This is a genomic window from Teichococcus oryzae (assembly GCF_008386565.1).
Lineage (GTDB): Bacteria > Pseudomonadota > Alphaproteobacteria > Acetobacterales > Acetobacteraceae > Pseudoroseomonas > Pseudoroseomonas oryzae.
Map to the genome: position 1 here is coordinate 514,354 of NZ_VUKA01000002.1, position 22,706 is coordinate 537,059.

Below are 22,706 nucleotides of genomic sequence, written 5' to 3' on the forward strand. Positions count from 1 at the left end.
TGCCTTCTCCTTGGCCGGTTGGTGGACCAGTCGGGGGCCGGTCGGGCTGTCAGCGGTCCTGCTGGTAGCCCTGGTGGGTGGTGTTCTGCTGGATGTCGGCGCTGCGGCCCTGGTTCTGCGGGATGTTGTTCTGCGGCCGCGCCTTCTGTTCCGCCTTGGCGGCGGGGGATTCGCGGTCGGCTCCGGGGACCTTGGGCTGGTTCTCCGGCGGCACGGGCGGCATATGCGCCTTGCTCATCACTGGATCTCCTTGGATGCTGGAAAAGGCGCGACTAGCGGAGGCGGGCCCCGGCCTGTTCGGCGCGCTCCTTGCGCGCCTGCTCCTCGGCCATGGCGGCATCCGCCTCGGCTTCGCTGGAAGCGGGTTCGGTGGGCTGGCCGCTGCGCGGCGTGGGCCCATGCGCCCCGGGCGGCAGGGGCGGCTGCCCCGATTGAGGGGTCCGCTCGCTCATGCAGAAGCCTTCCCTTTCACGCGGCCGGCATGGCCGCATGGAAGGGAAACGGTCGCAGCTGTCGGGGGTTTCCGCGCCCGGCCCGATGGCCGGCGCAGCGGCGTCAGACGGTGGAAATGTCCGGCGCGTCGACGGCCTTCATGCCGACAACATGGTAGCCGCTGTCCACATGCAGCACCTCACCGGTGACGCCGCTGCCCAGCTCGGACAACAGGAACACGCCGGCGCCGCCGACATCCTCGATGGTGGTGTTGCGCTTCAGCGGCGAGTTGTACTGGTTCCACTTCAGGATGTAGCGGAAATCGCCGATGCCGCTGGCGGCCAGGGTCTTGATCGGCCCCGCCGAGATGCCGTTCACCCGGATGTTCCGGTCGCCCACATCCACCGCCATGTAGCGCACGCTGGCTTCCAGCGCCGCCTTGGCCACGCCCATGACATTGTAATGCGGCGTCACGCGCTCGGCGCCGAGATAGGTCAGGGTGAGCAGCGAGCCGCCTTCCGGCATCAGCGCCACGGCACGCCGGCTGACAGAGGCAAAGGAATAGCAGGAAATGTCCATCGCCTGCAGGAAGGCGTCCCGCGGGGTGTCCATGTAGCGGCCGCGCAGATACTGCTTGTCCGCATAGGCGATGGCATGCACCAGGAAGTCCAGCCGGCCCCAGCGCTGTTCCAGCGTGGCGAAGGCGGCATCGACGCTGGCCTCGTCCGCCACGTCGCAGGGCAGCACGATGTCGCTGCCGACGCTGGCCGCCAGCGGCCGCACCCGCTTCTCCAGCGCCTCGCCCTGATAGGTGAAGGCCAGCTCGGCCCCTTGCGCGGCGACGGCGCGGGCAATGCCCCAGGCGATCGACTTGTCATTGGCCAGACCCATGATCAGGCCGCGCTTGCCCGCCATCAACGTGCCGGCGGGGCTGGAGGGGGCGTGCGGGGCGTCAGCTTCCATGGGCGGGTGAAACCATCTGGCTCAGGGTTGCAGGGTGGCCGGGCAGGGCATCCCCGTTGCAAGGGTCACGCCGTGGTGGCACACCGCCTCCGGCTGGGCAAGGGGCCTGGGGCAAGAGGCTGGGCAGGGGAGCCGCATGACCGCGTCCGATGCATCCAACGATCCGTTCGCATTGTTCCGCGCCTGGCTGGCCGAGGCCGAGGCCACCGAGCCGAACGACCCCAACGCCATGTGCCTGGCCACAACCACGCCGGATGGCTTTCCGTCCGCGCGGATGGTGCTGCTGAAGGGGCTGGATGAGCGCGGCTTCGTGTTCTTCACCAACCGCGAAAGCCGTAAGGGCGGCGAGCTGCTGGCCAATCCGCGCGCCGCGCTGTTGTTCCACTGGAAGTCGCTGCGCCGGCAGATCCGCATCGAGGGCGCCATCGAGGCGGTGACCGAGGCCGAATCCGACGCCTATTACGCGACGCGCCCGCGGTTGTCGCGGCTGGGGGCCTGGGCGTCGCAGCAATCCCGCCCGCTCGATAGCCGGGCCACGCTGGAGGCGGCGCTGCGGGACGCCGAGCAGCGTTTTCCCGAAGCGGATATCCCGCGCCCCGCCTATTGGGGCGGCTTCCGCCTGCTGCCCGGCCATTTCGAGTTCTGGCAGGACATGCCCTTCCGCCTGCATGACCGGCGGATGTTCGACGCCGCCCCAGGCGGAGGCTGGACCATGGGCCGCGCCTTTCCCTGAGCAACAAGGGGCCGGTCGGCCTGCCGGGCCGCGGCGGGGGATGTCCCGTTGCGCGGAGAAGCGGGTTTTGATTCCGTTCCGGCTGGTCTGGCCTTAGCCTGATGCCACCCCGGCGCCTTCTTGCTGCCTGGAACCATGTTCAGGGCTGGAACAACTTGGGCTTGGCCGTGTTATGCAGGGCATCGCCCGAGGCTCGGCAGGGTTGGCGGGCGCTGGAGTGATCAAAGGAGACCGAGCCATGGCCTATCGCCGGCTGTTGCTTCCCCTGACCGGGACCGCCGCGGGGGAGGCTGCGCTGAACACTGCGCTGATGGTCGCCCGCACCTGGAACAGCCATGTCCACTGCCTGCATGTGCGGGTGGATGCCCGTGATGTCGCGCCACTGGCCGGCGAGGGCCTGTCCGGCGCCATGATCGAGGAGATGATGGCGGCGACCGAGCGCGAAAGCGGCGAACGCGCCAGCCGCGTGCGCAGCCTGTTCGAGAAATTCGTGCAGGGCTGCGACGTCACCATCGCCTTGTCCGCGGAAACGGCGGCCAAGAGCGACGGCCCCACCCTGTCCTTCGAGTCGATCGCCGGGCGGGAGGAGGATGTCGTGGCGCAGCAATCCCGCCTCTACGACATGGCGGTGGTGCCTCATCCGGAGGCGGATGAGGATGTTTCCTCCTCCGACGCGCTGCACGCGGTGCTGTTCGACTCCGGCCGCCCCGTGCTGATCGCGCCCCGCGAAGCGCCGCAGGCCATCGGCCGGCGTGTCTGCTGCGCCTGGAACGGCACGGCGGAAAGCGCCGCCGCCGTTGCCGCGGCATTGCCCTGGCTGCACCACGCGGAAGCGGTGCGCATCCTCTACAGCGACGATTACCAGCGCCGCGGGCCAGGGGCCGAGGGGGTGCAGGCCTATCTCCGCTGGCACGGCATCACCGCGGAAGCGGTGCCCTTCAAGCCGCAGACGCGCGAGGTGGGCGCCGGGCTGTTGGGTGGGGCGCGCGATTTCGGCGCCGACCTGCTGTGCATGGGCGCCTACAGCCATTCGCGCCTGCGGCAACTGATCCTGGGTGGCGTCACCCGTCATGTGCTGGAGAATGCGGACATCCCCGTTCTGATGTGCCGCTGATATGGGTGCTGGTGGAGCGCCGGGCCGGGGTGGAACAGCCACCCCGGCCCGGCGCTCCCTGAGACGCCACCTCCCCGGGAAGGGGCCTAGCTGGCCTGCGGGTCGATCCAGCCCACATGCCCGTCGGAGCGGCGGTAAACCACGTTGAGCTGGCCGCTGGCCTGGTTGCGGAACATCATCACCGGCATCTGCCCGAGATCCATCCGCATCACCGCCTCGCTGACGGTGAGCCGGGCGATCTCGGTGGGGGTTTCGGCGATCACGGTGCCATGGTCCATGCCATCCGCTCCGTCCTGGCCATCCTGGCCGTCGGCGATGCCGTCATCGGTCACCCGGTCCAACAGGATGTCGGGATCGATGGTTTCATCCGGCTCGTCCGGGGCCTGGGCAAGGATCACGGAGCGGGCGGTTTCCGCCGTGGCGGGCAGCCGGTCCGGTGCCTGGTTCCGGGCATGCTCATTGACCCGCCGGCGGTAGCGGCGCAGCCGCTTGGCGATGTGGGCGGCCGCCTCGTCAAAGGCGCGGTGGGCGTCGGGGCCTTCGCCCTGGCCGCGCAGGCTGAGGCCGCGTCCGGCATGGATGTCGACGGTGCAGGCAAAGAAGGCCCGGTTCTTGCTGAAGGTAACATAGGCCTCGAGCGCGTGGTCGAAATATTTCTTCGTCACGTTGTTGAGGCCTTCGGCGACATGGACCTTGAGGGCCTCGCCGGTTTCGACCTGCTTGCCTGCGACGACGATGTGCATGTGAAGTAACCCCTCCTTCTTGACTGACGAGGGGCCGTCCCGTGGGACGGCGGAGCGGGCGGGTCACGCCCGCACCGGGTCAGGCCGGGACGGCCTTCTCCCGTTTGCGTTGCACAGATGAAGGTATGCGCAACGCTTCCCGGTATTTGGCCACCGTTCTGCGGGCAATGTCCACACCTTCACGGCGGAGGGCTGCGACGATGGCATCGTCGCTGAGGATATCGTCTGGGCATTCGGCGGTGACCATGCTCCGGATACGGTGTCTAACCGCCTCGGCGCTGAAAGTTTCACCGCCGGTGCCGCCAATGGCGGTGGTGAAGAAATACTTCAGCTCGAAACAGCCGCGCGGCGTCGCGATGTACTTGTTGGCGGTGACGCGGCTGACGGTGCTTTCATGCAGCTCCACCGCTTCCGCCACGTCACGCAGGATCAGCGGGCGCAGATGCGTCACGCCATGGCGGAAGAAGCCGTCCTGGCGGCGCACAATCTCGGCCGCCACCTTCAGGATGGTGCTGGCGCGCTGTTCCAGGCTTTTCACCAGCCAGGTGGCGGCCTGGTACTTTTCCGACAGAAAGGCCCGCTCCTCCCGCGTGGCGCTGACCTGGGCGCGGGCGTGGAAGCCGCGATTAACCAGGATGCGCGGCAGGGTTTCCGGATTCAGCTCCAGCAACCAGGCGGCTTCCAGCGTGCCGTCGGGGGCGGTCCAGGCGGGGGCGGGGCGCATCAGCACGTCGGGCACCAGCGGCATGGCCGGGCTGGCGTCGAAGCTGGCGCCGGGCTTGGGATCGAGCCGTTTCAGTTCGGCCACCATGTCGGCCAGGTCCTCGGCATCGACGCCGCAGATGCGCATCAGGCCGCGCAGGTCGCGCCGCGCCAGCAGCTCCAGGTGATCCAGCAGCGCGGCCATGGCCGGATCGAGCCGGTCGCGTTCCGCCAATTGCACCGCCAGGCATTCGCGCAGGGAACGGCAGAACAACCCCGTCGGCTCGAAACGCTGCATGACGGCGCGGATGCGGGCGACACGCGGCACGTCGCAGCCCATGGCGGCGGCGATGGCCTCGTCCTCGATGGCCAGGCGGCCAGCGGGGTCCAGCAGGGCGATCAGCTGCGCCGCGATCAGCCGGTCCCCGGCCTCGGGGAAGGCCAGGCGCACCTGCCAAGCCAGCTCCTCGCGCAGCGTGCGGGGGCGCTCGGCGGCCAGTTCCTCGATGCCGCGGGGCGCATCCTCGAAATCGGCCCGGCCGCCCCGTGCGGGCTCGCCGTCATACACATTGGACCAGTCGCGGATGTCGAGCGGCGCATCGGCCTCGGCCGGAAGGGTGGCGGCGCCCGCCGCGTCATAGCTGTCCGGCGCCGCAGCCGGTTCCTGCGGTGGCGCGGATTCCGGCGGGGGGATGTCCGGGCGCTCGTCCCGCTCCAGCAGCGGGTTGCGCTCCAGCTCCTCCTCCACAAAGGCGCTGACCTCCAGGTTCGAGGATTGCAGCAGCTTGATGGCCTGCCGCAATTGCGGCGTCATCACGAGGGATTGGGTGAAACGCAGGTCCAGGCGCGGGCCGATGGCCATGGCTCAGCTTCCGGCGACCGGGAATGGCCGAAACAAGGTGGATGCCGCACAAAGCCGGTGCAGCGGGCCCATGCTACAAGCTGAACCTTTCGCCGAGATAAACCCGCCGCACATCCTCATGCGCCACGATGTCCTCTGGCGTGCCCTCCATCAGCACCTGGCCATCATGCAGGATGTAGGCACGGTCGATGATTTCCAGCGTTTCGCGGACATTGTGGTCGGTGATCAGCACGCCGATGCCGCGATTCTTCAGATGCTTCACCAGATCGCGGATCTCGCCCACCGCGATCGGGTCGATGCCGGCCAGCGGCTCGTCCAGAAGGATGTAGGCGGGATGGGTGGCCAGGGCGCGGGCGATCTCGCAGCGCCGCCTTTCGCCGCCCGACAGCGCCAGGGCCGGCGATTTGCGCAGATGCGTCAGGCCGAACTCGGCCAGCAGCTCGTCCAGCATCTGCTCGCGCCGGTCACGCTGCGGCTCCACCACCTCCAGCGCGGCGCGGATGTTGTCCTCCAGGCTCAGGCCCCGGAAGATCGAGGCTTCCTGCGGCAGGTAGCCGAGGCCCATGCGGGCGCGGCGGTACATGGGCAGGGTGGTGACCTCCTGCCCATCCATGAACACCTGCCCCTGATCGGGGCGGACCAGCCCGGTCATCATGTAGAAGGTGGTGGTCTTGCCCGCGCCATTGGGGCCGAACAGCCCCACCGCCTCGCCCCGCCGGACGCTGAGCGAGACGCCGCGCACCACCGGCCGCTTCTTGAAGCGCTTGCCAAGGTCCCGGGCGACCAGGCCGCCTTCGCCTTCCACCACTTTCAGGCTGGCGCTCATCGGCCGCGTCCCCGTTGTTCCTGCGGCTGTCCTTGGGGCTGGCCCTGCGGCGCCGCCTCCTGGCCCTGCTGGGGGATGATCAGCCCCTGCACGCGGCCGCCGGGCGTGGAAACCAGGCGCGCCACGCCGCTGCGCATGTTCACGATGGCTTCCTGCCCGTTCAACTGGTTGTCGCCGCGGGTGATGCGCACTCGGCCCAGCAGGCGGGCCATGCCGGTCAGCTCCGAATAAACGCCGCGATCGCCGCGCACCACCTCGGACGGGGTGCGGATCTCGACATTGCCGAAGGCCTCGACGCGCTCCAGCTGGCTGCCGGCGTCGGGGCCACCCTGCCGCGCATCGGCCTGGGCCGGGGCGGCGCCGCCCTGGTCCTGAAAATAGCCCACCAGCGTGTCGGCGAAGATCTGCCGCTGGTCCTGCGTGACCACATGCGCGGCGCCGCGCGCCACGGCCATGCGCTTCTGCGGCCAGTATTCCATGCTGTCGCGGGAGGTCAGCACCTCCTGCGGCGTGGTCAGCTTTAGCGCGCGGCCGGTCAGCACCAGCACCGCCTGGTCCATGTCGTAGATGGCGCGGTCGCCCTCGGCATGGTCGGTGGCGCTGTCGATCTTGACGTTGCCCTCGGCCTCCAGCCGCCAGATCTCGCCGCCCGACATGGGGGAGGCATCGCCGTCCTGCGCCGCTTGCGCGGCCGGCTGGCCGGCGCGCGGCCGGTAGCGGGCGATCAGCCGGTCGGCGGTGACGGTGACGCCCTGGCGCACGGCGCGGGCATTGCCGCGCGCGATCACCAGCTGTTCCTGCTGGCGCCATTCGATGCCGTTGCTGGCGGTGACCTCGATGGGCCCGCCCTGGGTGAGGTCCAGTGCCTGCGCCGCCAGCGGCAGCGGGGCAAGCGCCACTGGGGCAAATGTCAGCGCGGCCAGAAGCGTGGCCATGGGAACCGCATGCCTCATCGGCCGCCCTCCAGAACCGCCTTGGCCTGGCCGGTGAACACCACCACCTGGCCGCGGTTTTCCAGCCGGAAGCCCTCGCTCACCAGCGTGCCGAACGGGCCCTGCGCCGCCACGGGCTGGTCGCCCTCGGCATTGCCGGCATTCAGGTCGATCTGCGCGGCTTCGGTGCGCAACGTGCTGCCATCCTCGTGCCAGAGCGTCACCTGGCCGGCCAGATCCAGCTCGTTCCTGTCACGGGCATACTCGCCCTTCTCGGATTCCAGCAGCACCCAGGCCCCGCCGCTGGTCACCATGTCGGCGCGCGGGCGGATCAGGTCGATCAGCTCCTGTTCGCGCTGCAGCGCCTGGCTGGCCGTGACGTTGACCGGCCGGCCCTGCTCGTCCAGCCCCTGGTAGCGGGCGGTGGAAAGCCGCATGGCCTCCGTGGTGGTCTGCCCGGCCCGGCGAAGGGCCAGGCGGCCACGATCCTCGGCGCTGTCGAATTCCGGCCACAACGCGACCGCCGCCAGCAGCCCCAGCGCGCCCAGCGGCAGCAGCCAGCGGGCCATGCGCACAAAGAAGCGCCGGCGGGCCAGGGCGCCCTCGTTCATCACCATGCGGGCGCGGGACGGCAGCAGCATGCGCGACCGGCCCTGCCCCCCGCCGCTCCTGGCGACGGGCGCGGAGGGGATGTCGCGCGGCGGAATGGCCATGGTCATGCCGCCTGCCGGACAGCGGGCCGCGAGCCAGGGTGCCGGCATGACGGGTGGATGGAATTCAGGAAGGGCCTCACCGGTCTTGTATGGGGTGGAGGGCCGCCGGGGTCAACGCAGCCGGACTTTCCCCAATCAAAAATCATGCCAGGATTGTGGTGGAGGCTGGCTGCCCAGCGCTCAGTGCGCGAAGATGTCCGGATCGTCATAGCCCAGCAGATCCAGCGCGCCGCGTGCCGGCAGAAAGCGGAAGCAGGCTTCCGCCAGTTCCAGCCGCCCTTCCCGGCGCAGCAGCCCTTCCAGCTTTTCCCACAGCGCATGCAGGTGCAGCACGTCCGAGGCGGCATAGGCCAGTTGCTCCGGCGTCAGCTCGGCCGCGCCCCAGTCGGAGGATTGCTGCTGCTTGGAGATCTCGATCCCCAGCAATTCGCGGCACAGCTCCTTCAGCCCATGCCGCTCGGTGAAGGTGCGCACCAGCTTGGCCGCGATCTTGGTGCAGCGGACGGGGGCGCATTCGATGCCAAGGGCGGCGCGCAGCATGGCCACGTCGAAGCGGGCGAAATGAAACAGCTTCACCACGGCCGGATCGGCCAGCAGCGCCTTCAGATTGGGGCAGTCGGCGCCGCGGCCGCCCAGGGTGGGGGGCATGATCTGCACGCAATGCGCGGTGCCGTCGCCTGCTGAAAGCTGCACAAGGCAAAGCCGGTCGCGGCGCGGATCGAGGCCCATGGTTTCCGTGTCAACGGCGACAACGGGGCCGAAATCAAGCCCGGGCGGCAGGTCGTGCCGGTGCAGCTTGATCAGCGAATTCGGGGTAAACAAGGTCTTGGCCATCATCCCCTCTGCGGCTTCCGGCAATAGCGTACGGGCCGGAGGAGGCGGGGGAGATATGCCCAGGAAAGGACTCGAACCTTCACGACCTTGCGGTCACTGGCACCTGAAGCCAGCGCGTCTACCAATTCCACCACCTGGGCAAGGAGGCGAACCGCCGAACGGCGTGGACGGGCTTTTATGGGGGAGGCGGCGCGGCGTCAACGGGGGTTTTGCAGTTTTGCGACATCTGGTGAAAAACCTTCCTTCAACCCCAGCGAAGGGGATGGAAACTCCGGCCCGTGGGCAGGGTTGCGATCTTCGCCAACCATCCGGCGCCAACAACCTGGGAGGTTTTCCCATGCGACGCCCCTTCCTTGCCCTGGCCGGCCTTTTCCTGGCTGGGCTGGCCCTGGCCGTCATGGCCGCCTCCGCTCCGCTTCGGGCGCAGCAGCCGAACGCCGACACGCTGGCGGCGGTGAAGGCGCGCGGCACCCTGGCCTGCGGCGTGTCCACCGGCGTGGCCGGGCTGTCCCAGGCGGATTCGCGCGGCGAATGGCGCGGCATCGACACCGATTTCTGTCGCGCCGTGGCGGCCGCCGTGCTGGGCGACGCCGCCAGGGTGCGCTTCGTGCCGACCACGCCACAGAACCGCTTCACCGCCCTGCAATCGGGCGAGGTGGATCTACTTGCGCGCAACACCACCTACAGCTTCGCCCGCGATGTCGGCATCGGGCTCTCCTTCGCGGGGGTGCTGGTGCATGACGGGCAGGGCTTCATGGTGAAGCGCGGCCTGGGCGTGTCCTCCGCCCGGGAGCTGGACGGCGCCACAATCTGCCTGCAGCCCGGCACCACCACCGAGCTGAACCTGGCGGACTGGTTCCGCTCCAACAACATCCGCTTCACCCCGGTGGTGATCGAAAGCTTCCAGGAGGTCACGGCGGCCTTCGTGGCCGGGCGCTGTGACGCCTACACCACCGACCGGACTGGGCTCGCCGCCGTGCGCGCTGCCCAGGGCGCGCGCGCCGACGACTACGTCATCCTGCCCGAGACGGTGAGCAGCGAGCCGCTGGGCCCGCTGGTGCGCAAGGGCGACGCCCGCTGGGCGGACATCGTGAAGTGGACCCTGAACGCCCTGGTCGCCGCCGAGGAGCACGGCGTCACCGCCGCCAACGCGCAAGGCCGCCTGCAGGACCCGAACCCGGAGGTGCAGCGCCTGCTGGGCGGCACGGGCGAGTTCGGCAAGCCGCTCGGCCTCGGCAATGACTGGGGGCTGAAGGCGATCCAGGCGGTTGGCCATTATGGCGAGATGTGGGAGCGCAACATGACGCCGGTCGGCGTCGACCGGGGCCGCAACAGGCTGGCGCGGGATGGCGGGCTGATGTGGTCGCCGCCCTTCCGCTGAGCGGCGCAGAGCTTCCGGGAAGGGGCGGGCGGGATCGTTCCGCGGCGCCGCGATCTGTTCTAGGCTGGCGCCATGATCCGCATCGCGCCCGACCATGACCTGCTGCTGGTGGTTGACGTGCAGCCCGACTTCATGCCGGGCGGCGCGCTGCCGGCCGCCGATGGGGATGCGGTGGTGCCGGCGATCAACCGCATCCTGCCGCGCTTTTCCCATGCCGTGGCGACGCAGGACTGGCACCCGGTGGACCATGCCTCCTTCGCCAGCCAGCATCCCGGCAAGGCCGCCTTTGAAACCGTGCGGCTGTTCTATGGCGAGCAGGTCCTGTGGCCCGACCATTGCGTGCAGGGCACCCCGGGCGCCGCGCTGCACCCGGCGCTGGACGCGGCCCGCTTCCAGATGGTGCTGCGCAAGGGCTTCCGCCGCGCCATCGACAGCTATTCCGCCTTCCGGGAGAATGACCGCGCGACGCAGACCGGCCTGCATGGCTATCTGGCGGAGCGCGGCATCCGGCGCATCTTCATCGCCGGCCTGGCACGCGGCTATTGCACCGATGTCTCGGCCGAGGATGCCGCCGATCTCGGCTATCAGGTGGTGCTGCTGGAGGATGCCTGCCGCGGCATCACGCCGGAAGCGACGGCCGCCGGCACGCGGCGGCTGCGCGACAAGGGGGTGCTGCTGGCCCGAAGCGACGAGCTCGGCTGAGCGCCACCCGCGGCCGGCTTCCAGCCGCGCACGGAATGTGCGGCATGCGGACAGGCTGCCGCGGATCAACGGAGGCTGCCGCCGGCGGTGCCGGATACCATGGCGCCGCAACGGCAAGGGAACAGCCGCACCATGACGGACCTGACGGAACGCCTGCAAGCCGCCGAGACGCTGGCGCGGGAAGCCGCCGCCCTCGCGCTGCGCCTGCGCCCCGCCCATGGCAGCGCCGCCATCACCCTGAAGGGCGCCCAGGACTGGCTGACCGAGGCCGATGGCGCGGTGGAGCGCTTCCTGTCCGACGCGCTGCGCCAGCGCTTCCCGCAAGACGGCTTCCAGGGGGAGGAAGCCGGGCTGCACCGGGATGGCCCGCTGCGCTGGGTGGTGGACCCGATCGACGGCACTTCCAACTTCGCCCATGGCGGCCAGCGCTGGTGCGTCTCGGTGGGGCTGGTCACGGAAGAACGGGCGGTGCTCGGCGCCATCGTGGCGCCGGAGCTGAACCAGTGCTTCCTGGGCGCGGAAGGGCGGGGCGCCACGCTGAACGGCCGCCCGATCCGCGCCGCCGCCACCGCCGGGCTGTCGCGCGCCATTGTGGAATGCGGCTGGTCCCCGCGCGTGCCGAACGACGCCTATCACGCGCTGTGCCAGGCAGTGATGGGCCAGGGGGCGATGCTGCGCGCCGGCGGCTCCGGCACGCTGGGGCTGGCCGACGTGGCCTGCGGCGCGCTGGATGCCTATGTGGAGCGATACATCAACCTGTGGGACGTGGCCGCCGCCCTGGCCATCCTGTCGGAAGCCGGGGCGCGGGTCAGCCCCTTCCTGCAGCAGAACGCGGCGGGGAAGGGAGCGCCGATCCTGGCCGCAGCCCCCGGCATCGCGGCGCCGCTGGCGGCCCTCACCGGCATGGTGCTGGAGGGCTGAGCGGCCCTCGGCGCGGCTCCCGCGCCAGGCGCACACGCAGCGGGCCGGGGGCGTCCTCCACCACCAGCGGCAGGGTGCCGGCGGGGTCGCCATCGGCCTGCACCGGCACCTCCATCCCGTCCAGCGCCACATGGCCGGCGCGGTGCCGCGTCAGCCCCGGCAGGCGCGGCAACAGGCCGAAGGGCAGCAGCGCGCCGGCCAGCATCGCCTGGGCCGCCCCGCCCCGCATCAGGGCGACATGGAAACCCGGCTGCACCGGGCTGGCGCCCGGCGCCAGGGTGTAGCGCCCGGCATAGAAGCGGCCCTTGCTGACCACCAGCGCCGAGGCCGCGAGCGGCGCCCCGCCATCCAGCGAGGCCGAGATCGGCGCGAAGCGGTAGCGCGGCAGCTCGCGCAGCGAATGCCAGACATAGGCACCCCGGCCGATCGCCTTCTTCAGCCGCAGGTCGAGGTTCTTCACCACCGCCGCATCGAAGCCGGCGCCCACCATCTGCACGAACAGCCTTTGCCGCCCATCGGCGAAGCGCGCGATGCCGGGCCACAGAAGCACCTCCCGCCCCGTGGCGAGGCAGCTGGCGGCGGCTTCCGGCAGCATGGGCAGGTCCAGCTCCTGCGCCAGCACATTGGCGGTGCCCAGCGGCAGGATGCCGAGCGCCGTGTCGCTGCCGGCGAGCCCCGCCGCCACCTCGGCGATGGTGCCGTCCCCGCCCGCCGCGACGACGCAGGGGCGGCCGGAACGCGCGGCTTCCCGCGCGATGCGCTCGGCATCGCCGGGGGCGGCGGTTTCCGCCAGCTCCGCGCCCGGCAGCAGGCGCAGGGCGCGGTGCAGCTTCTGCCGGCGGCGGCTGCCGGCGGCGGGATTGAACACGATCAACGGCGCGATCGGATGCAGCGTCGTCATTCCTCGGGCTTCATGCGGTTCGCCCGCAATGTGGTGCGCGGCGGCAGCGGCGTCCCGCGCCGATCGCGCCGTCGCCGAAACTTCATGAAAACCGGCCGCATGTCAGGAAAACGTCACGCCGTGCCGTGACGGCAGCGCCTATGGAAGATGCGTCGCAGCAGCCGGATGACCATGCACCAGAGCAGGACCGCCCCCATCCCGAAGCGCCGGTACCGCAGCGTCTTCATCTCGGATGCGCATCTCGGCACGCGCGGCAGCCGCGCGGATTTCCTCGCGGATTTCCTGCGGCAGACCGAATGCGAGCAGATGTATCTGGTGGGCGACTTCGTCGATGGCTGGCGCCTGCGCAAGACCTGGTACTGGGATTCCTGCCATGACGAGGTGATCCGCCTGATCCTGCGGCAGGCGCGCGACGGCACCGCCGTGACCTACATCCCCGGCAACCATGACGAGATCTTCCGCAACTGGCTGGGGCTGGAAATGGCCGGCGTGAAGCTGGCGCTGAAGGCCGAGCACAAAGCCGCCGATGGCCGCCGCTTCCTGGTGATCCATGGCGACGAGTTCGACAGCGTGGTGCGCTACGCCAGGTTCCTCGCCCTGCTCGGCGATGGCGCCTACAACCTCGCCCTCACGCTGAACCGCTATTTCAACCTGGTGCGCCGCAAGTTCGGCTATCCTTACTGGTCGCTGTCGCAATGGCTGAAGCGGCAGGTGAAGGGCGCGGTGAAGGCGATCGACCGCTTCGAATCCGCGCTGGCCCTGGAAGCGCGGCGCGGCGGCTTCGACGGCGTGATCTGCGGCCACATCCACCATGCCGAGATGCGCGACATCGGCGGCGTGCTGTACATGAATGACGGGGACTGGGTGGAATCCTGCACCGCGCTGGTGGAGCATCCCGATGGCCGCTTCGAGCTGATCGACTGGGCCGCCGAGAACCGCCTTTCGCCCTGGCCGGCGGCGCCGATGCCGCCGCCGCACCTGGCGCTGTCCGCCTGATCGCCGCCGATGCCTTTCCGTTCTTCAAGGGGCCACCCATGATCCCCGGCATGCCGGCGCGGCTGCTGGTGGTGTCGGACGCATGGTTCCCGCAGGTCAATGGCGTCGTGCGCACCTTGTCCACGGTTGTCGACCTGCTGCGGGCCGGCGGCGACACGGTGGAGGTGATCGGGCCGGACCGCTTTCATTCCCTTCCCACGCCCGGCTATGCCGAGATCCGGCTGGCGCTCGCGCCGCGCCGCCGCCTGCAACAGCTGATCGACGCCTTCGCGCCCGACGCCATCCATGTTGCCACCGAAGGGCCGCTGGGCTGGGCTGCGCGCGCCATCTGCCGCCGCCGCGGCTGGCGCTTCACGACCTCCTTCCACACCCGCTTCCCGGAATACCTCCACGCCCGCACGCGCGTGCCGGTGGAATGGAGCTGGGCGGTGATGCGCCGCTTCCATGCCGCTTCCGCCGCGACCCTGGTGGCGACGCCTTCCCTGGCGGCGGAAATGCGGGAACGCCGCTTCGGCAACATCGCCGCCTGGTCGCGCGGCGTGGACACGCGCCGCTTCCACCCGGTGACGGCTCCGGGCGCGCCCGGCAACCCGTGGGCGCATCTGCCGCGTCCGGTCTTCCTGTATGCCGGCCGTCTGGCGGTGGAAAAGAACATCGCCGCCTTCCTGTCGCTCGACCTGCCGGGCAGCAAGGCGGTGGTGGGGGATGGCCCGCAGCGCACCGCCCTGCAGAGCCGCTTCCCCCAGGCGCATTTCACCGGGCGGCTGGACAATGGCCAACTCGCCGCCGCCTATGCGGGGGCGGATGCCTTTGTGTTTCCTTCCCGCACCGACACCTTCGGGCTGGTGCTGCTGGAGGCGCTGGCCTCCGGCACGCCGGTCGCCGCTTATCCCGTGACCGGGCCGATCGACGTGATCGGGCCGGCGCCGGAGAAGGTGGGGGCGCTGGGCGAGGATCTGCGCGCCGCCTGCCTTGATGCGCTGGCCGCCGACCGCGCCGCCTGCCGCCGCCATGCCGAGCGCTGGTCCTGGGAAGCCTGCGCCGCCCGCTTCCGCGACACCATGACGCCGGCCCGCCATTGAAGGGGGGCCGGTGGAACGCCTTTGGCCCCTATGGCCGCCGATGTTGGTGGCCGCGCATCCGCGCCGCACCCTGCCCGGCGGCGCGGTGCCGATGGCGCTTCGTGCCGCGATGGAGGCGGTGGCGCCGGGCCGGGGCTTCCCGCGTCACCTCACCTTCGCCATGTCGCGGGCTGGGGTTCCGTGGCGGGGCGGAAAGCCCGGGCGGCGTTGAATTCGCTACCTGCCAGCGCGCGGCGCTCCATCCCCGCGCGCCTTTCCCATTGATCGCGGCTGCTTTCCATAGCATCTGCTCACCATGAGCAGCGCTGCCGGCATCCGCCGGACGGGGCTGCGTCTGGTGCGGCCCCATTCGGCGGCACGGGAACCCTTATCCCGCGGCGCCCCGATCGCGGCGCCGCCCGCACAGGAGCTTGCCGCCGCTGCGGATGTCCAGGTTGAGGAAAGGCCGTCTGCTGACCTTCCAGGGACCGGGTGTCTGGTTGCTGGCCCTGCTTGGCTGGCTGGCCTGCACGGTTACCGCCTGGACCGTGGCCGAGCGCAGTGCCGACCGGGTGGAGGCGAATGCCAAGCTCGCGGCCCTGGCGCGCGCCCAGGTCGCCGCCGAAGCCATCGAACAGAACTTGATGCGGATGCTGGAAAGCATCCGCGGCCTGAGCGATCTGGCACGGGCCCGGCAGATCCTGCAGCAGAGCGGCGTGCAGGATGTCGCCAGGATGATCGAGGCGCAGCTCACCTCGGTGCCCGCCTGCCACCGCTTCGGGGTTCTGCAGGTCGGCACGATCGACAATGAAGGCTGGCTGGTCTGGTCCTCGGCGCCGGGATGGCAGCGGGTTTACCTGGGCGATCGCCCCCATTTCCTGGCCCACCGGTCGGGGGGGGGCGCCCAGCTCTATGTCAGCGCCCCGCTGACCGGTCGCACCACCGGGCGGCGCAGCCTGCAATTCAGCCGTCCGCTGCTGGACCGGGACGACCGCCCGGCCGGCGTCCTGGTGGTGTCGGTGGACCCCGAGCGGCTGTCGCAGGACCTGACGGCGCTGAGCCTGGGGGGCCACAACACGGCGCTGATCCTGCGTCGCGACGGCACGGTGCTGGCACGCGGGCAGGAGGCGCCGCAGCAATCCGGCGACGTGCTGTCGGCGTCCGATCCCCTGATGCAGGCCCTGGCCGCCGGACAGGACGGGGGGCTGAGCCTGATCGAGCCGTCGGATGGCCGCGAGAAGCTCATCGGCTTCCGCATCCTGGAGGATGCGCCGCTCGCCGTTCTGGTGTCGCTGGACGCGGCGACCGAGATCGCCGGAACGGATTTCGTGCGGCCGGCGCTGCGTGCCACGGCCCTGGCCTTCTCGGTCCTGTTGCTGGCGGCGCTCGCCTTGTCGCTGCTCTGGCTCGACCGACGCCGCACCCTGTGCGACCTGGAGGAAGCCCGGCGGGAGCGCGAGGCGACGCAGCAGCGCCTGGTGCAGTCGCAGCGGATGGAGGCGCTGGGGCGGCTGGCCGGCGGGGTCGCGCATGACTTCAACAATGTGCTGCAGGCGATCCTCGGCGGCGCCAAGCTGCTGGGCAAGCGCCCGGCGGACGAGGCCACGGTGCGGAAGCTGTCCCGCATGATGCAGGAAGCGGCGGAACGCGGCGCTTCCGTCACGCGGCGGCTGCTGGCCTTTGCCCGCCGGGTGGAACTGCGCGCCGCGCCGGTGCGGCTGGACGACATGCTGCGGGGCCTGCAGGAGGTGCTGACCCACACGCTCGGCCGCGAGGTGCGCATCGAGCTGGACCTGGCGCCCGGCCTGCCGCCGGCCCTGGCCGATGGCGCGCAGCTGGAAACGGTGCTGATCAACCTGGCGATCAATGCGCGCGACGCCATGCAGGCCAGGCCGGAGCGGCGGCTGTGCTTCCGCCTGCGCGAGGCGGCGCCGGAGGATGCGGCGGATGCCACCGCCACGCTGGCGCCGGGCCGATACCTGTCGGTGGCGGTGGAGGACACCGGCTGCGGCATGGATGCGGCGACCCTGGCCCAGGCGATGGAACCGTTCTTCACCACCAAGCCGAAGGGCAAGGGTACCGGGCTCGGCCTGGCCATGGCCAAGGGCTTCGCCGAGCAGTCGGGCGGCGCCCTGGCGATCCGCAGCCAGCCGGGGGAAGGCACGGTGGTGCTGTTGTGGCTGCCGGTCGCACCGGCGCCTGGCGCGGCGGACGATGCCGCCCCGCATCCCCTGGCGCGGGCTTCCGGCCACATCCTGCTGGTGGATGACGAGGCGCAGGTGCGCGAAGTGCTGAGCCTGGCGCTGCGCGAGCAGGGCTATGCCGTGTTCGAGGCGGCGGACGGCCCCGCGGCGGTGGTGCATCTGGAAAGCGACGCGCCCTGCGATGCGCTGGTCAGCGACCTCGCCATGCCCGGGATGGACGGGCTCGCGGTGCTGCGCGCCGCCCGCCAGCGGCGCCCTGGCCTGCCGGCGCTGCTGATCACCGGCTATGCCGGGGACGCGGCCGACCGCGCCCTGGGGGAGGCGGCGGAGGCCGGCCCGCTCCTGCTGCTGCACAAGCCGGTTGATCCCGAGGATCTGGCGGAACGGTTGTCGGGCCTGTTGCGCGAACACGGCCAGGGCGCCGCCAGTCAGTCCTCCTGATAAGGCGCTTCCGGTTCCGCGGCCCAGGCCCTGTCTGGGCCGACCCGCCGCGCCGCTTCCGGCCTTCCGTGCGCAACGATGCCGCGATCCGGCCGGGCGGCTTTTCGTGCCGGTGGCGCCGGGCAATGGGCGGGCGGCGCCTGCCGCCTGTGCCGCCGGTAGCAGAATCCTCACCTGAGCCGTCCGGTTCCGCCGGCCGCAGCGAAACCGCCACCGTTGCGGCACGTTGCAGGGGGGCCGGATGGGAAACCCTCCGCAGCAGAGAATTGGCAAGGCGACGCCGCCGGGCGCCGCAACGACGGATGCGGGGCAAGGCGCCCTCATCCATTCTCAACCGGAAGCAGACCCGCGGCGGCACGCGCGGGACACAGGCGGAGACAGCAGCATGTCCATCATCATCACCATCATCATCGGCTTCCTCGCGGGGGTGGTTGCCAAGTTCCTGATGCCGGGGCGCGATCCGGGCGGCTTCATCATCACCACCCTGCTTGGCATCGTCGGCGCCGTGGTGGCCACCTATCTGGGCCAGGCCGTTGGCTGGTACAGGGCCGGCGAGGGAGCGGGCTTCATCGGCGCGGTGGTGGGCGCCATCATCCTGCTGGCCATCTACCGCATGGTGGCTGGCCGCCGCACGCACGTCTGACCACCGGCATCCGGTCCGGGTGTTCAGCCCGGGCCTCCGGTCATTGGCGGCGCCGGCCCTGCAAGGAAGGTGCCGGCGCCGCCCGTGGCATTCAGATCGCCACCACCAGCTTGCCGAAATTGCGCCCTTCCAGCAGGCCGGCAAAGGCTTCGGGGGCGTTTTCCAGGCCCTGCGCGACATCCTCGCGGAAGCGCAGCCCGCCTTCGCGCAGCCAGGCGCCGCCGACTTCGCTCCATTGCTTCCAGGCGCGCGGATGATCGCTCACCAGGAAGCCCTGCAGCCGCAGCCGCTTGCGCACCAGCGCCATCAGGTTGGGGCCGGGCGGCGGCGGGTCCTGGTTGTATTCGGCGACCATGCCGCAAAAGGCGATGCGTCCGAAATCCCGCATCCGGGGAAACACCGCCGCCTGCACCGGCCCGCCCACATTCTCGAAATAACAATCGATGCCGTTCGGGCAGGCCGCGTCCAGCGCGGAGGCCAGATCGCCACGGTGATCGACACAGGCATCGAAGCCCAGCTCCTCGGTGACGAAGCGCGTCTTCTCCGCCCCGCCCGCGATGCCAACCACCCGCGCGCCCATGCGCCTGGCGATCTGGCCGGCCACGCTGCCCACCGCGCCGGATGCGGCGGACACCACGAAGCAATCGCCGGGCTTCACCTGCAGGATCTCGGTGACGCCGACCCAGGCCGTGGTGCCGGGCATGCCCAGCACGCCCAGATAGGCCGAATCGGGCACCCCGTCCTGATCCGGCAGCTTGATGAGGGTCGAGCCATGCGCCACCGACCATTGCTGCCAGCCACGGGCGCCACGGACCCGATCCCCCGTGGAGAAGCCGGGATGGTGGCTTTCCACCACCTCTCCCACGCATTCGCCTTCCATCACCGCCCCCAGCGCCACCGGCGCGGCATAGGAGGGCGCGTCGCTCATGCGCCCGCGCATATAGGGGTCGAGCGACAGGAAGCGGTGCCGGACCAGCACCTCTCCCGGGCGCGGCGTGGGGCGGGGTTCCTCGGAGCGCTCGAAATGCTGCGGCCCGGGCCGGCCCTGCGGACGGGATTTCAGGAGGATGCGCAGATTGGTTTCGGTCATGGGTCGCCTTCCTGTGCGGACGCGCCGGACCAGGGGCGAACCCCTGTTCCGGCCCCCGCAAGGTTGGCGCGAAGCGGGCGATGCGCAACACCGGCCCGCCGGGGCGGTGCCGGCGGCATCTTGCCGTGGCGCGGGCCACGGCCTAAGCCCGCGCCATGCGCCTGATCGGATTGGCCGGCTGGAGCGGCGCCGGCAAGACCACATTGCTCGCCCGGTTGATCCCCTGCCTCACGGGGCGCGGACTGCGCGTTTCCACCCTGAAGCACGCTCATCACCGCTTCGACGTGGACCAGCCGGGCAAGGACAGCCACACCCACCGGCAGGCGGGGGCGCATCAGGTGCTGGTGTCCTCCGATGCGCGCTGGGCGCTGATGACCGAGCTGCGCGGCGCGCCGGAGCCGCCGCTCGCCGAATTGCTGGCGAAGCTCGACCCGGTGGATCTGGTGCTGGTGGAAGGCTTCAAGCGCGACCGCCACCCGAAGATCGAGGTGCACCGCGCCGCTAATGGCAAGCCCTGGCTGCATCCCGAAGACCCGGCGATCCGCGCCGTGGCCAGCGACGTGATCCCGCCCGCCCCCCTGCCGCACGCGCCGCTCGATGATGTGGAGGCCGTGGCGGAACTGGTGCTGCGGCACGCGGCGCCATGGCCGGGCTAGGGGCCGACTGCTTCGCCCATGGCGGCGCGCCGCTGACCGTGGAGGCGGCGGGGGCGCTGGTGGTGGCCGGCATCCCGGCGCCAGCAGCGCGGGAGGCGGTGCCGCTGCACGCGGCCCGCGGCCGGGTGCTGGCCGGACCCCTGCTGGCGCCGCATCCATTGCCGCCCTTCGGCAACAGCGCCGTGGATGGCTTCGCCTTCCGCCATGCCGACCTGCCCGCGCGGGATGCGGCGCGGCTGCCCCTGGCCGGGCGGCTGGCCGCGGGCACGGCGCCGGGCATGCCGCTCGGCCCCGGCCAGGCCTGCCGCATCCTGACCGGCGCCCCCTTGCCGCCGGGAGCCGACACGGTGGTGATGCAGGAGGATGCGCGCACCGAGGGCGGCGCCCTGCACCTGCCCGCCGGCATCGCCCTGGTGCTGCGGCCCGGCGCCAATTGCCGGCCCGCCGGGGAGGATCTGGCGGCCGGGGCGGAGGCGCTGCCGGAAGGGACCCGGCTCGGCCCGGCGGAAATCGGCCTCGCCGCCGCGCTGGGCCGGAACAGCCTGGCGGTGCGCCCGCGCCCGCGCATCGGCGTGTTCAGCACCGGCAACGAGCTGGTGCCCCCCGGTGGCCGCCTCGGCCCCGCGCAGACCTTCGACAGCAACCGCTTCACCCTGCTGGCGCTCCTGTCCGGCCTGCCGGTGGAGCCGGTGGATCTGGGCCTGCTGCCCGACCATGCGGCGGAAACCGAGGCGGCGCTGCGCCAGGCCGCCGCCGCGCATGACCTGCTGCTGACCTCGGGCGGCGTCAGCGGCGGCGACGAGGATCATGTGCGCGCCGCCATCGCCCGCTGCGGCACGCTGCAATTCTGGCGGCTGGCGGTGAAGCCCGGCCGCCCGGCGGCCATGGGGGTGGTGGACGGCACGCCGGTGCTGGGCCTGCCCGGCAACCCGGTGGCGGCGGTGGTGGCGTTCCTGCATCTCGCGCGGCCGCTTGTGCTGCGGCTGTGCGGCGCCCGGCCGGAGAAGCTGCCGCGCTTCGCCGCCCGCGCGGCGTTCGCCCACCGCAAGAAGCCGGGCCGGCGGGAATATCTCCGCGTCACGGTGGAGGCATCGGCGGACGGGCTGCCGGTGGCGCATGCCTTTCCGCGGCAGGGCTCCGCATCCCTCACCTCGCTGACCGGCAGCGATGCCTTCGCCGAACTGCCCGAGGACGGCACCGATGTCAGCCCCGGCGCCCTGGTGACCGTGCTGCCTTTCGCGGGCCTGCTTTGAAGGGCTGGCCCGCGCCGCATCCGGCCCCATCTGAGTTGCTGCCAACAGGAGAGCCCCGCATGTTCATCGCCATGAACCGCTTCCAGGTCGCGCCCGGCGCCGAGGGGGATTTCGAGCAGATGTGGATGAACCGCGAATCCCACCTGCACACCGTGCCCGGCTTTGTGGAGTTCCATCTGCTGCGCGGCCCGATGCGGGAGGATCATGTGCTCTACGCTTCCCACACCATCTGGCGCAGCAAGGCGGATTTCGAGAGCTGGACCCGGTCGGATGCGTTCCGCGCGGCGCATCGCGGGGCCGGCGGCAGCAAGCCGCTTTATCTTGGCCCGCCGCAATTCGAGGGCTTCGAAGTGATCCAGACCGTCGGCCCCGCCGCCTGAGCCCAGCCGGGCGTTCCGGCGCAACCCGCTGGCAACGGCGGCAGTTCCCGTTCCTCTGGATGGAGCATCGCGGAATGGAAGTGGCCGCCTTCATGAGCCGGGACGTGGAGTTCATCGCGCCCGACGCCACGGTGCAGCAGGCCGCCGAGATGATGGGCGAGCTGGATGTCGGCGCCCTGCCGGTGGGCGGGCCGGACGACCTGCTCGGCGTCATCACCGACCGCGACATCCTGTACCGGCTGGTGGCCGAGGGCCGGGCGCCCGCCGCCACCCGTGTCGGCGACATCATGACCAGCCCGGTCACCGGCTGCCGGCCCGGCGATTCGGTGCAAAGCGCCATGGACCTGATGGCGGCGCAGAATATCCGCCGCATGCCCGTGCTGAACGCGGAAGGCCGGGTGGTGGGCTGGATCACGCTGGCCGACCTGTCGCGGCGCCTGATGCTGGACAATGAGGTCCTGCAACAGGCGCTGCGGGCGATCACCGAGCCATCCGCCTGATCCTTCGCGAGGCGGCGCGGCGCTCCAGGTCCAGCACCAGCTCGGCCGGCAGGGCGAAGCGTGCCGCCAGGTAATCGGCCCAGCTCCGCTCCAGCCGGGCGTTGCGGCCCGCCAGCAGCAGGGCCGCCACATAGGCCTGCGCCCCCAGCCCCGCCGCCCGCACCGCCTCCAGCAGCTCCGGCAATGGATGCGGCTGCTGTAGCGCGGCGGCCAGCCGCTCGGCATCCTCCGCGCCGCCGCCCAGGGTGGACAGCACAAGGGCGGCACGTTCCTCGGCCCCATTTCCCGCCTGGTTTTCCTGCGGACTGGCCATGCGGGCGCTGGCGGCCAGCATCTCCACCAGCAGGTGCCGCCCTTCGGCATCGAGGTTGCGCAGGTTGAGGGCCAGCGGGAACAGCGTCTGGTGGCGGTTCTGCAGCCAGGCATGCAGCAGCTTGGTGCCCAGCTTCTCCTGCAGCACGCGGTAGGGCGGCGGGGGCGGCGCGCGGCGGCGCGCGGCGGCCTCCGGCAGTTCCGGCAAGGCGGCCATGAGGTCCGGCGGCACCGCCGGCGCCGGGACCGCCGGCATCCGGCCTGCCTCGTCGGGCGGCGCCGCGGCCGGAAAGAACACCGCGAGCAGCCGGCGGGTCGCTAGGGGCATGGGCATGAACTCCTGCCAGCTCCAACGGGGCCATGTTGCCGCGGTTGCGCCGCGGCAACCGGCCGGTAAGGGGCGGGTTGAGG

At 71.1% G+C, this 22,706-nt stretch carries 25 protein-coding genes and 1 tRNA gene; 13 read left to right on the forward strand and 13 right to left on the reverse strand.

All coding sequences use genetic code 11. The annotated features are described in order from the left end of the window. Nucleotides 1-49: 49 nt before the first annotated feature. The 3 genes from F0Q34_RS08555 to fabI form a co-directional block, all read right to left on the reverse strand. Nucleotides 50-238 (reverse strand): hypothetical protein, encoded by a 189-nt coding sequence (locus F0Q34_RS08555; RefSeq protein ID WP_120006919.1) that lies wholly within the window; start codon nucleotides 236-238, stop codon nucleotides 50-52. A 34-nt stretch (nucleotides 239-272) separates the two neighbouring features. Beyond that, nucleotides 273-452 carry a hypothetical protein gene (locus tag F0Q34_RS08560; RefSeq protein ID WP_149811730.1) on the reverse strand — a complete coding sequence of 60 codons (180 nt, stop codon included), beginning with the start codon at nucleotides 450-452 and terminating at the stop codon, nucleotides 273-275. Between the two features lie 103 nt (nucleotides 453-555). Further along, the gene (fabI, locus tag F0Q34_RS08565) at nucleotides 556-1,395 is read right to left on the reverse strand and encodes an enoyl-ACP reductase FabI (RefSeq protein WP_149811731.1); all 840 of its coding nucleotides are present in this window, start codon (nucleotides 1,393-1,395) and stop codon (nucleotides 556-558) included. 136 nt (nucleotides 1,396-1,531) lie between these two features. Between fabI and pdxH the strand changes: the two genes are divergently transcribed. Both pdxH and F0Q34_RS08575 read left to right on the forward strand, forming a co-directional pair. Next, nucleotides 1,532-2,128 (forward strand): pyridoxamine 5'-phosphate oxidase, encoded by a 597-nt coding sequence (gene pdxH / locus F0Q34_RS08570; RefSeq protein WP_149811732.1) that lies wholly within the window; start codon nucleotides 1,532-1,534, stop codon nucleotides 2,126-2,128. Between the two features lie 238 nt (nucleotides 2,129-2,366). Next, nucleotides 2,367-3,242: a universal stress protein gene (locus F0Q34_RS08575; RefSeq protein ID WP_149811733.1), complete on the forward strand. Its 876-nt coding sequence runs from the start codon at nucleotides 2,367-2,369 to the stop codon at nucleotides 3,240-3,242. 86 nt (nucleotides 3,243-3,328) lie between these two features. On the opposite strand, the gene hpf is transcribed toward F0Q34_RS08575, so the two are convergent. The 7 genes from hpf to F0Q34_RS08610 form a co-directional block, all read right to left on the reverse strand. Further along, a complete protein-coding gene (hpf, locus tag F0Q34_RS08580; RefSeq protein WP_149811734.1) occupies nucleotides 3,329-3,985 on the reverse strand; it encodes a ribosome hibernation-promoting factor, HPF/YfiA family in 657 nt (218 codons plus the stop codon). A 79-nt stretch (nucleotides 3,986-4,064) separates the two neighbouring features. Beyond that, on the reverse strand, nucleotides 4,065-5,549 hold the full coding sequence (rpoN, locus tag F0Q34_RS08585) for an RNA polymerase factor sigma-54 (RefSeq protein WP_149811735.1): 1,485 nt from the start codon (nucleotides 5,547-5,549) through the stop codon (nucleotides 4,065-4,067). A 73-nt stretch (nucleotides 5,550-5,622) separates the two neighbouring features. Further along, nucleotides 5,623-6,375 carry an LPS export ABC transporter ATP-binding protein gene (lptB, locus tag F0Q34_RS08590; protein WP_149811736.1) on the reverse strand — a complete coding sequence of 251 codons (753 nt, stop codon included), beginning with the start codon at nucleotides 6,373-6,375 and terminating at the stop codon, nucleotides 5,623-5,625. Beyond that, nucleotides 6,372-7,310 carry an LptA/OstA family protein gene (locus F0Q34_RS08595; RefSeq protein ID WP_241665395.1) on the reverse strand — a complete coding sequence of 313 codons (939 nt, stop codon included), beginning with the start codon at nucleotides 7,308-7,310 and terminating at the stop codon, nucleotides 6,372-6,374. Before F0Q34_RS08595 ends, lptB begins: the two co-directional genes overlap by 4 nt. Nucleotides 7,311-7,324: 14 nt before the next feature. Continuing rightward, on the reverse strand, nucleotides 7,325-8,026 hold the full coding sequence (lptC, locus tag F0Q34_RS08600) for an LPS export ABC transporter periplasmic protein LptC (RefSeq protein WP_149811738.1): 702 nt from the start codon (nucleotides 8,024-8,026) through the stop codon (nucleotides 7,325-7,327). 174 nt (nucleotides 8,027-8,200) lie between these two features. Then, a complete protein-coding gene (locus tag F0Q34_RS08605; RefSeq protein ID WP_149811829.1) occupies nucleotides 8,201-8,854 on the reverse strand; it encodes a ribonuclease D in 654 nt (217 codons plus the stop codon). A 56-nt stretch (nucleotides 8,855-8,910) separates the two neighbouring features. Next, nucleotides 8,911-8,994, reverse strand: a tRNA-Leu gene (locus F0Q34_RS08610). Nucleotides 8,995-9,191: 197 nt separating this feature from the next. Here F0Q34_RS08610 and F0Q34_RS08615 point away from each other — a divergent pair. The 3 genes from F0Q34_RS08615 to F0Q34_RS08625 all read left to right on the forward strand — a co-directional run bounded on the left by F0Q34_RS08615 (nucleotide 9,192) and on the right by F0Q34_RS08625 (nucleotide 11,858). Beyond that, nucleotides 9,192-10,235, forward strand: a complete 1,044-nt coding sequence (locus tag F0Q34_RS08615; RefSeq protein ID WP_149811739.1) for an amino acid ABC transporter substrate-binding protein — start codon at nucleotides 9,192-9,194, stop codon at nucleotides 10,233-10,235. 72 nt (nucleotides 10,236-10,307) lie between these two features. Further along, nucleotides 10,308-10,937 carry a bifunctional nicotinamidase/pyrazinamidase gene (gene pncA, locus F0Q34_RS08620; RefSeq protein WP_149811740.1) on the forward strand — a complete coding sequence of 210 codons (630 nt, stop codon included), beginning with the start codon at nucleotides 10,308-10,310 and terminating at the stop codon, nucleotides 10,935-10,937. A gap of 132 nt (nucleotides 10,938-11,069) precedes the next feature. Next, a complete protein-coding gene (locus F0Q34_RS08625; protein WP_149811741.1) occupies nucleotides 11,070-11,858 on the forward strand; it encodes an inositol monophosphatase family protein in 789 nt (262 codons plus the stop codon). Here F0Q34_RS08625 and F0Q34_RS08630 read toward each other — a convergent pair. Next, a complete protein-coding gene (locus F0Q34_RS08630; protein ID WP_149811742.1) occupies nucleotides 11,833-12,759 on the reverse strand; it encodes a diacylglycerol/lipid kinase family protein in 927 nt (308 codons plus the stop codon). The genes F0Q34_RS08625 and F0Q34_RS08630 overlap by 26 nt on opposite strands. 171 nt (nucleotides 12,760-12,930) lie before the next feature. On the opposite strand from F0Q34_RS08630, the gene F0Q34_RS08635 reads away from it, so the two are divergent. The 4 genes from F0Q34_RS08635 (at nucleotide 12,931) to F0Q34_RS08650 (ending at nucleotide 18,104) form a co-directional block, all read left to right on the forward strand. Then, nucleotides 12,931-13,755 (forward strand): UDP-2,3-diacylglucosamine diphosphatase, encoded by an 825-nt coding sequence (locus tag F0Q34_RS08635; RefSeq protein ID WP_149811743.1) that lies wholly within the window; start codon nucleotides 12,931-12,933, stop codon nucleotides 13,753-13,755. Nucleotides 13,756-13,793: 38 nt separating this feature from the next. After that, a complete protein-coding gene (locus tag F0Q34_RS08640; protein ID WP_149811744.1) occupies nucleotides 13,794-14,837 on the forward strand; it encodes a glycosyltransferase family 4 protein in 1,044 nt (347 codons plus the stop codon). 434 nt (nucleotides 14,838-15,271) lie between these two features. Continuing rightward, nucleotides 15,272-17,461 (forward strand): hybrid sensor histidine kinase/response regulator, encoded by a 2,190-nt coding sequence (locus tag F0Q34_RS08645; protein WP_161600805.1) that lies wholly within the window; start codon nucleotides 15,272-15,274, stop codon nucleotides 17,459-17,461. Nucleotides 17,462-17,846: 385 nt separating this feature from the next. Then, nucleotides 17,847-18,104: a GlsB/YeaQ/YmgE family stress response membrane protein gene (locus F0Q34_RS08650; protein WP_149811746.1), complete on the forward strand. Its 258-nt coding sequence runs from the start codon at nucleotides 17,847-17,849 to the stop codon at nucleotides 18,102-18,104. Between the two features lie 91 nt (nucleotides 18,105-18,195). Here the strand turns inward: F0Q34_RS08650 and F0Q34_RS08655 are convergent, their stop codons facing one another. Next, nucleotides 18,196-19,194, reverse strand: coding sequence for an NADP-dependent oxidoreductase (locus F0Q34_RS08655; RefSeq protein ID WP_149811747.1), 999 nt, complete (start codon nucleotides 19,192-19,194; stop codon nucleotides 18,196-18,198). 155 nt (nucleotides 19,195-19,349) lie between these two features. Between F0Q34_RS08655 and mobB the strand changes: the two genes are divergently transcribed. From mobB to F0Q34_RS08675, 4 genes are all read left to right on the forward strand, one after another. Next, nucleotides 19,350-19,850: a molybdopterin-guanine dinucleotide biosynthesis protein B gene (gene mobB / locus F0Q34_RS08660; RefSeq protein WP_149811748.1), complete on the forward strand. Its 501-nt coding sequence runs from the start codon at nucleotides 19,350-19,352 to the stop codon at nucleotides 19,848-19,850. Further along, nucleotides 19,838-21,103: a molybdopterin molybdotransferase MoeA gene (locus F0Q34_RS08665; RefSeq protein WP_149811749.1), complete on the forward strand. Its 1,266-nt coding sequence runs from the start codon at nucleotides 19,838-19,840 to the stop codon at nucleotides 21,101-21,103. The genes mobB and F0Q34_RS08665 overlap by 13 nt, the downstream gene beginning before the upstream one ends. 59 nt (nucleotides 21,104-21,162) lie before the next feature. After that, nucleotides 21,163-21,483, forward strand: coding sequence for an antibiotic biosynthesis monooxygenase family protein (locus tag F0Q34_RS08670; protein ID WP_149811750.1), 321 nt, complete (start codon nucleotides 21,163-21,165; stop codon nucleotides 21,481-21,483). A 74-nt stretch (nucleotides 21,484-21,557) separates the two neighbouring features. After that, nucleotides 21,558-21,983: a CBS domain-containing protein gene (locus F0Q34_RS08675; protein ID WP_241665396.1), complete on the forward strand. Its 426-nt coding sequence runs from the start codon at nucleotides 21,558-21,560 to the stop codon at nucleotides 21,981-21,983. On the opposite strand, the gene F0Q34_RS08680 is transcribed toward F0Q34_RS08675, so the two are convergent. After that, complete coding sequence (locus tag F0Q34_RS08680; protein WP_149811751.1) at nucleotides 21,964-22,623, reverse strand: DUF533 domain-containing protein; 660 nt, start codon at nucleotides 22,621-22,623, stop codon at nucleotides 21,964-21,966. The genes F0Q34_RS08675 and F0Q34_RS08680 overlap by 20 nt on opposite strands. Between the last annotated feature and the right edge of the window lie 83 nt (nucleotides 22,624-22,706).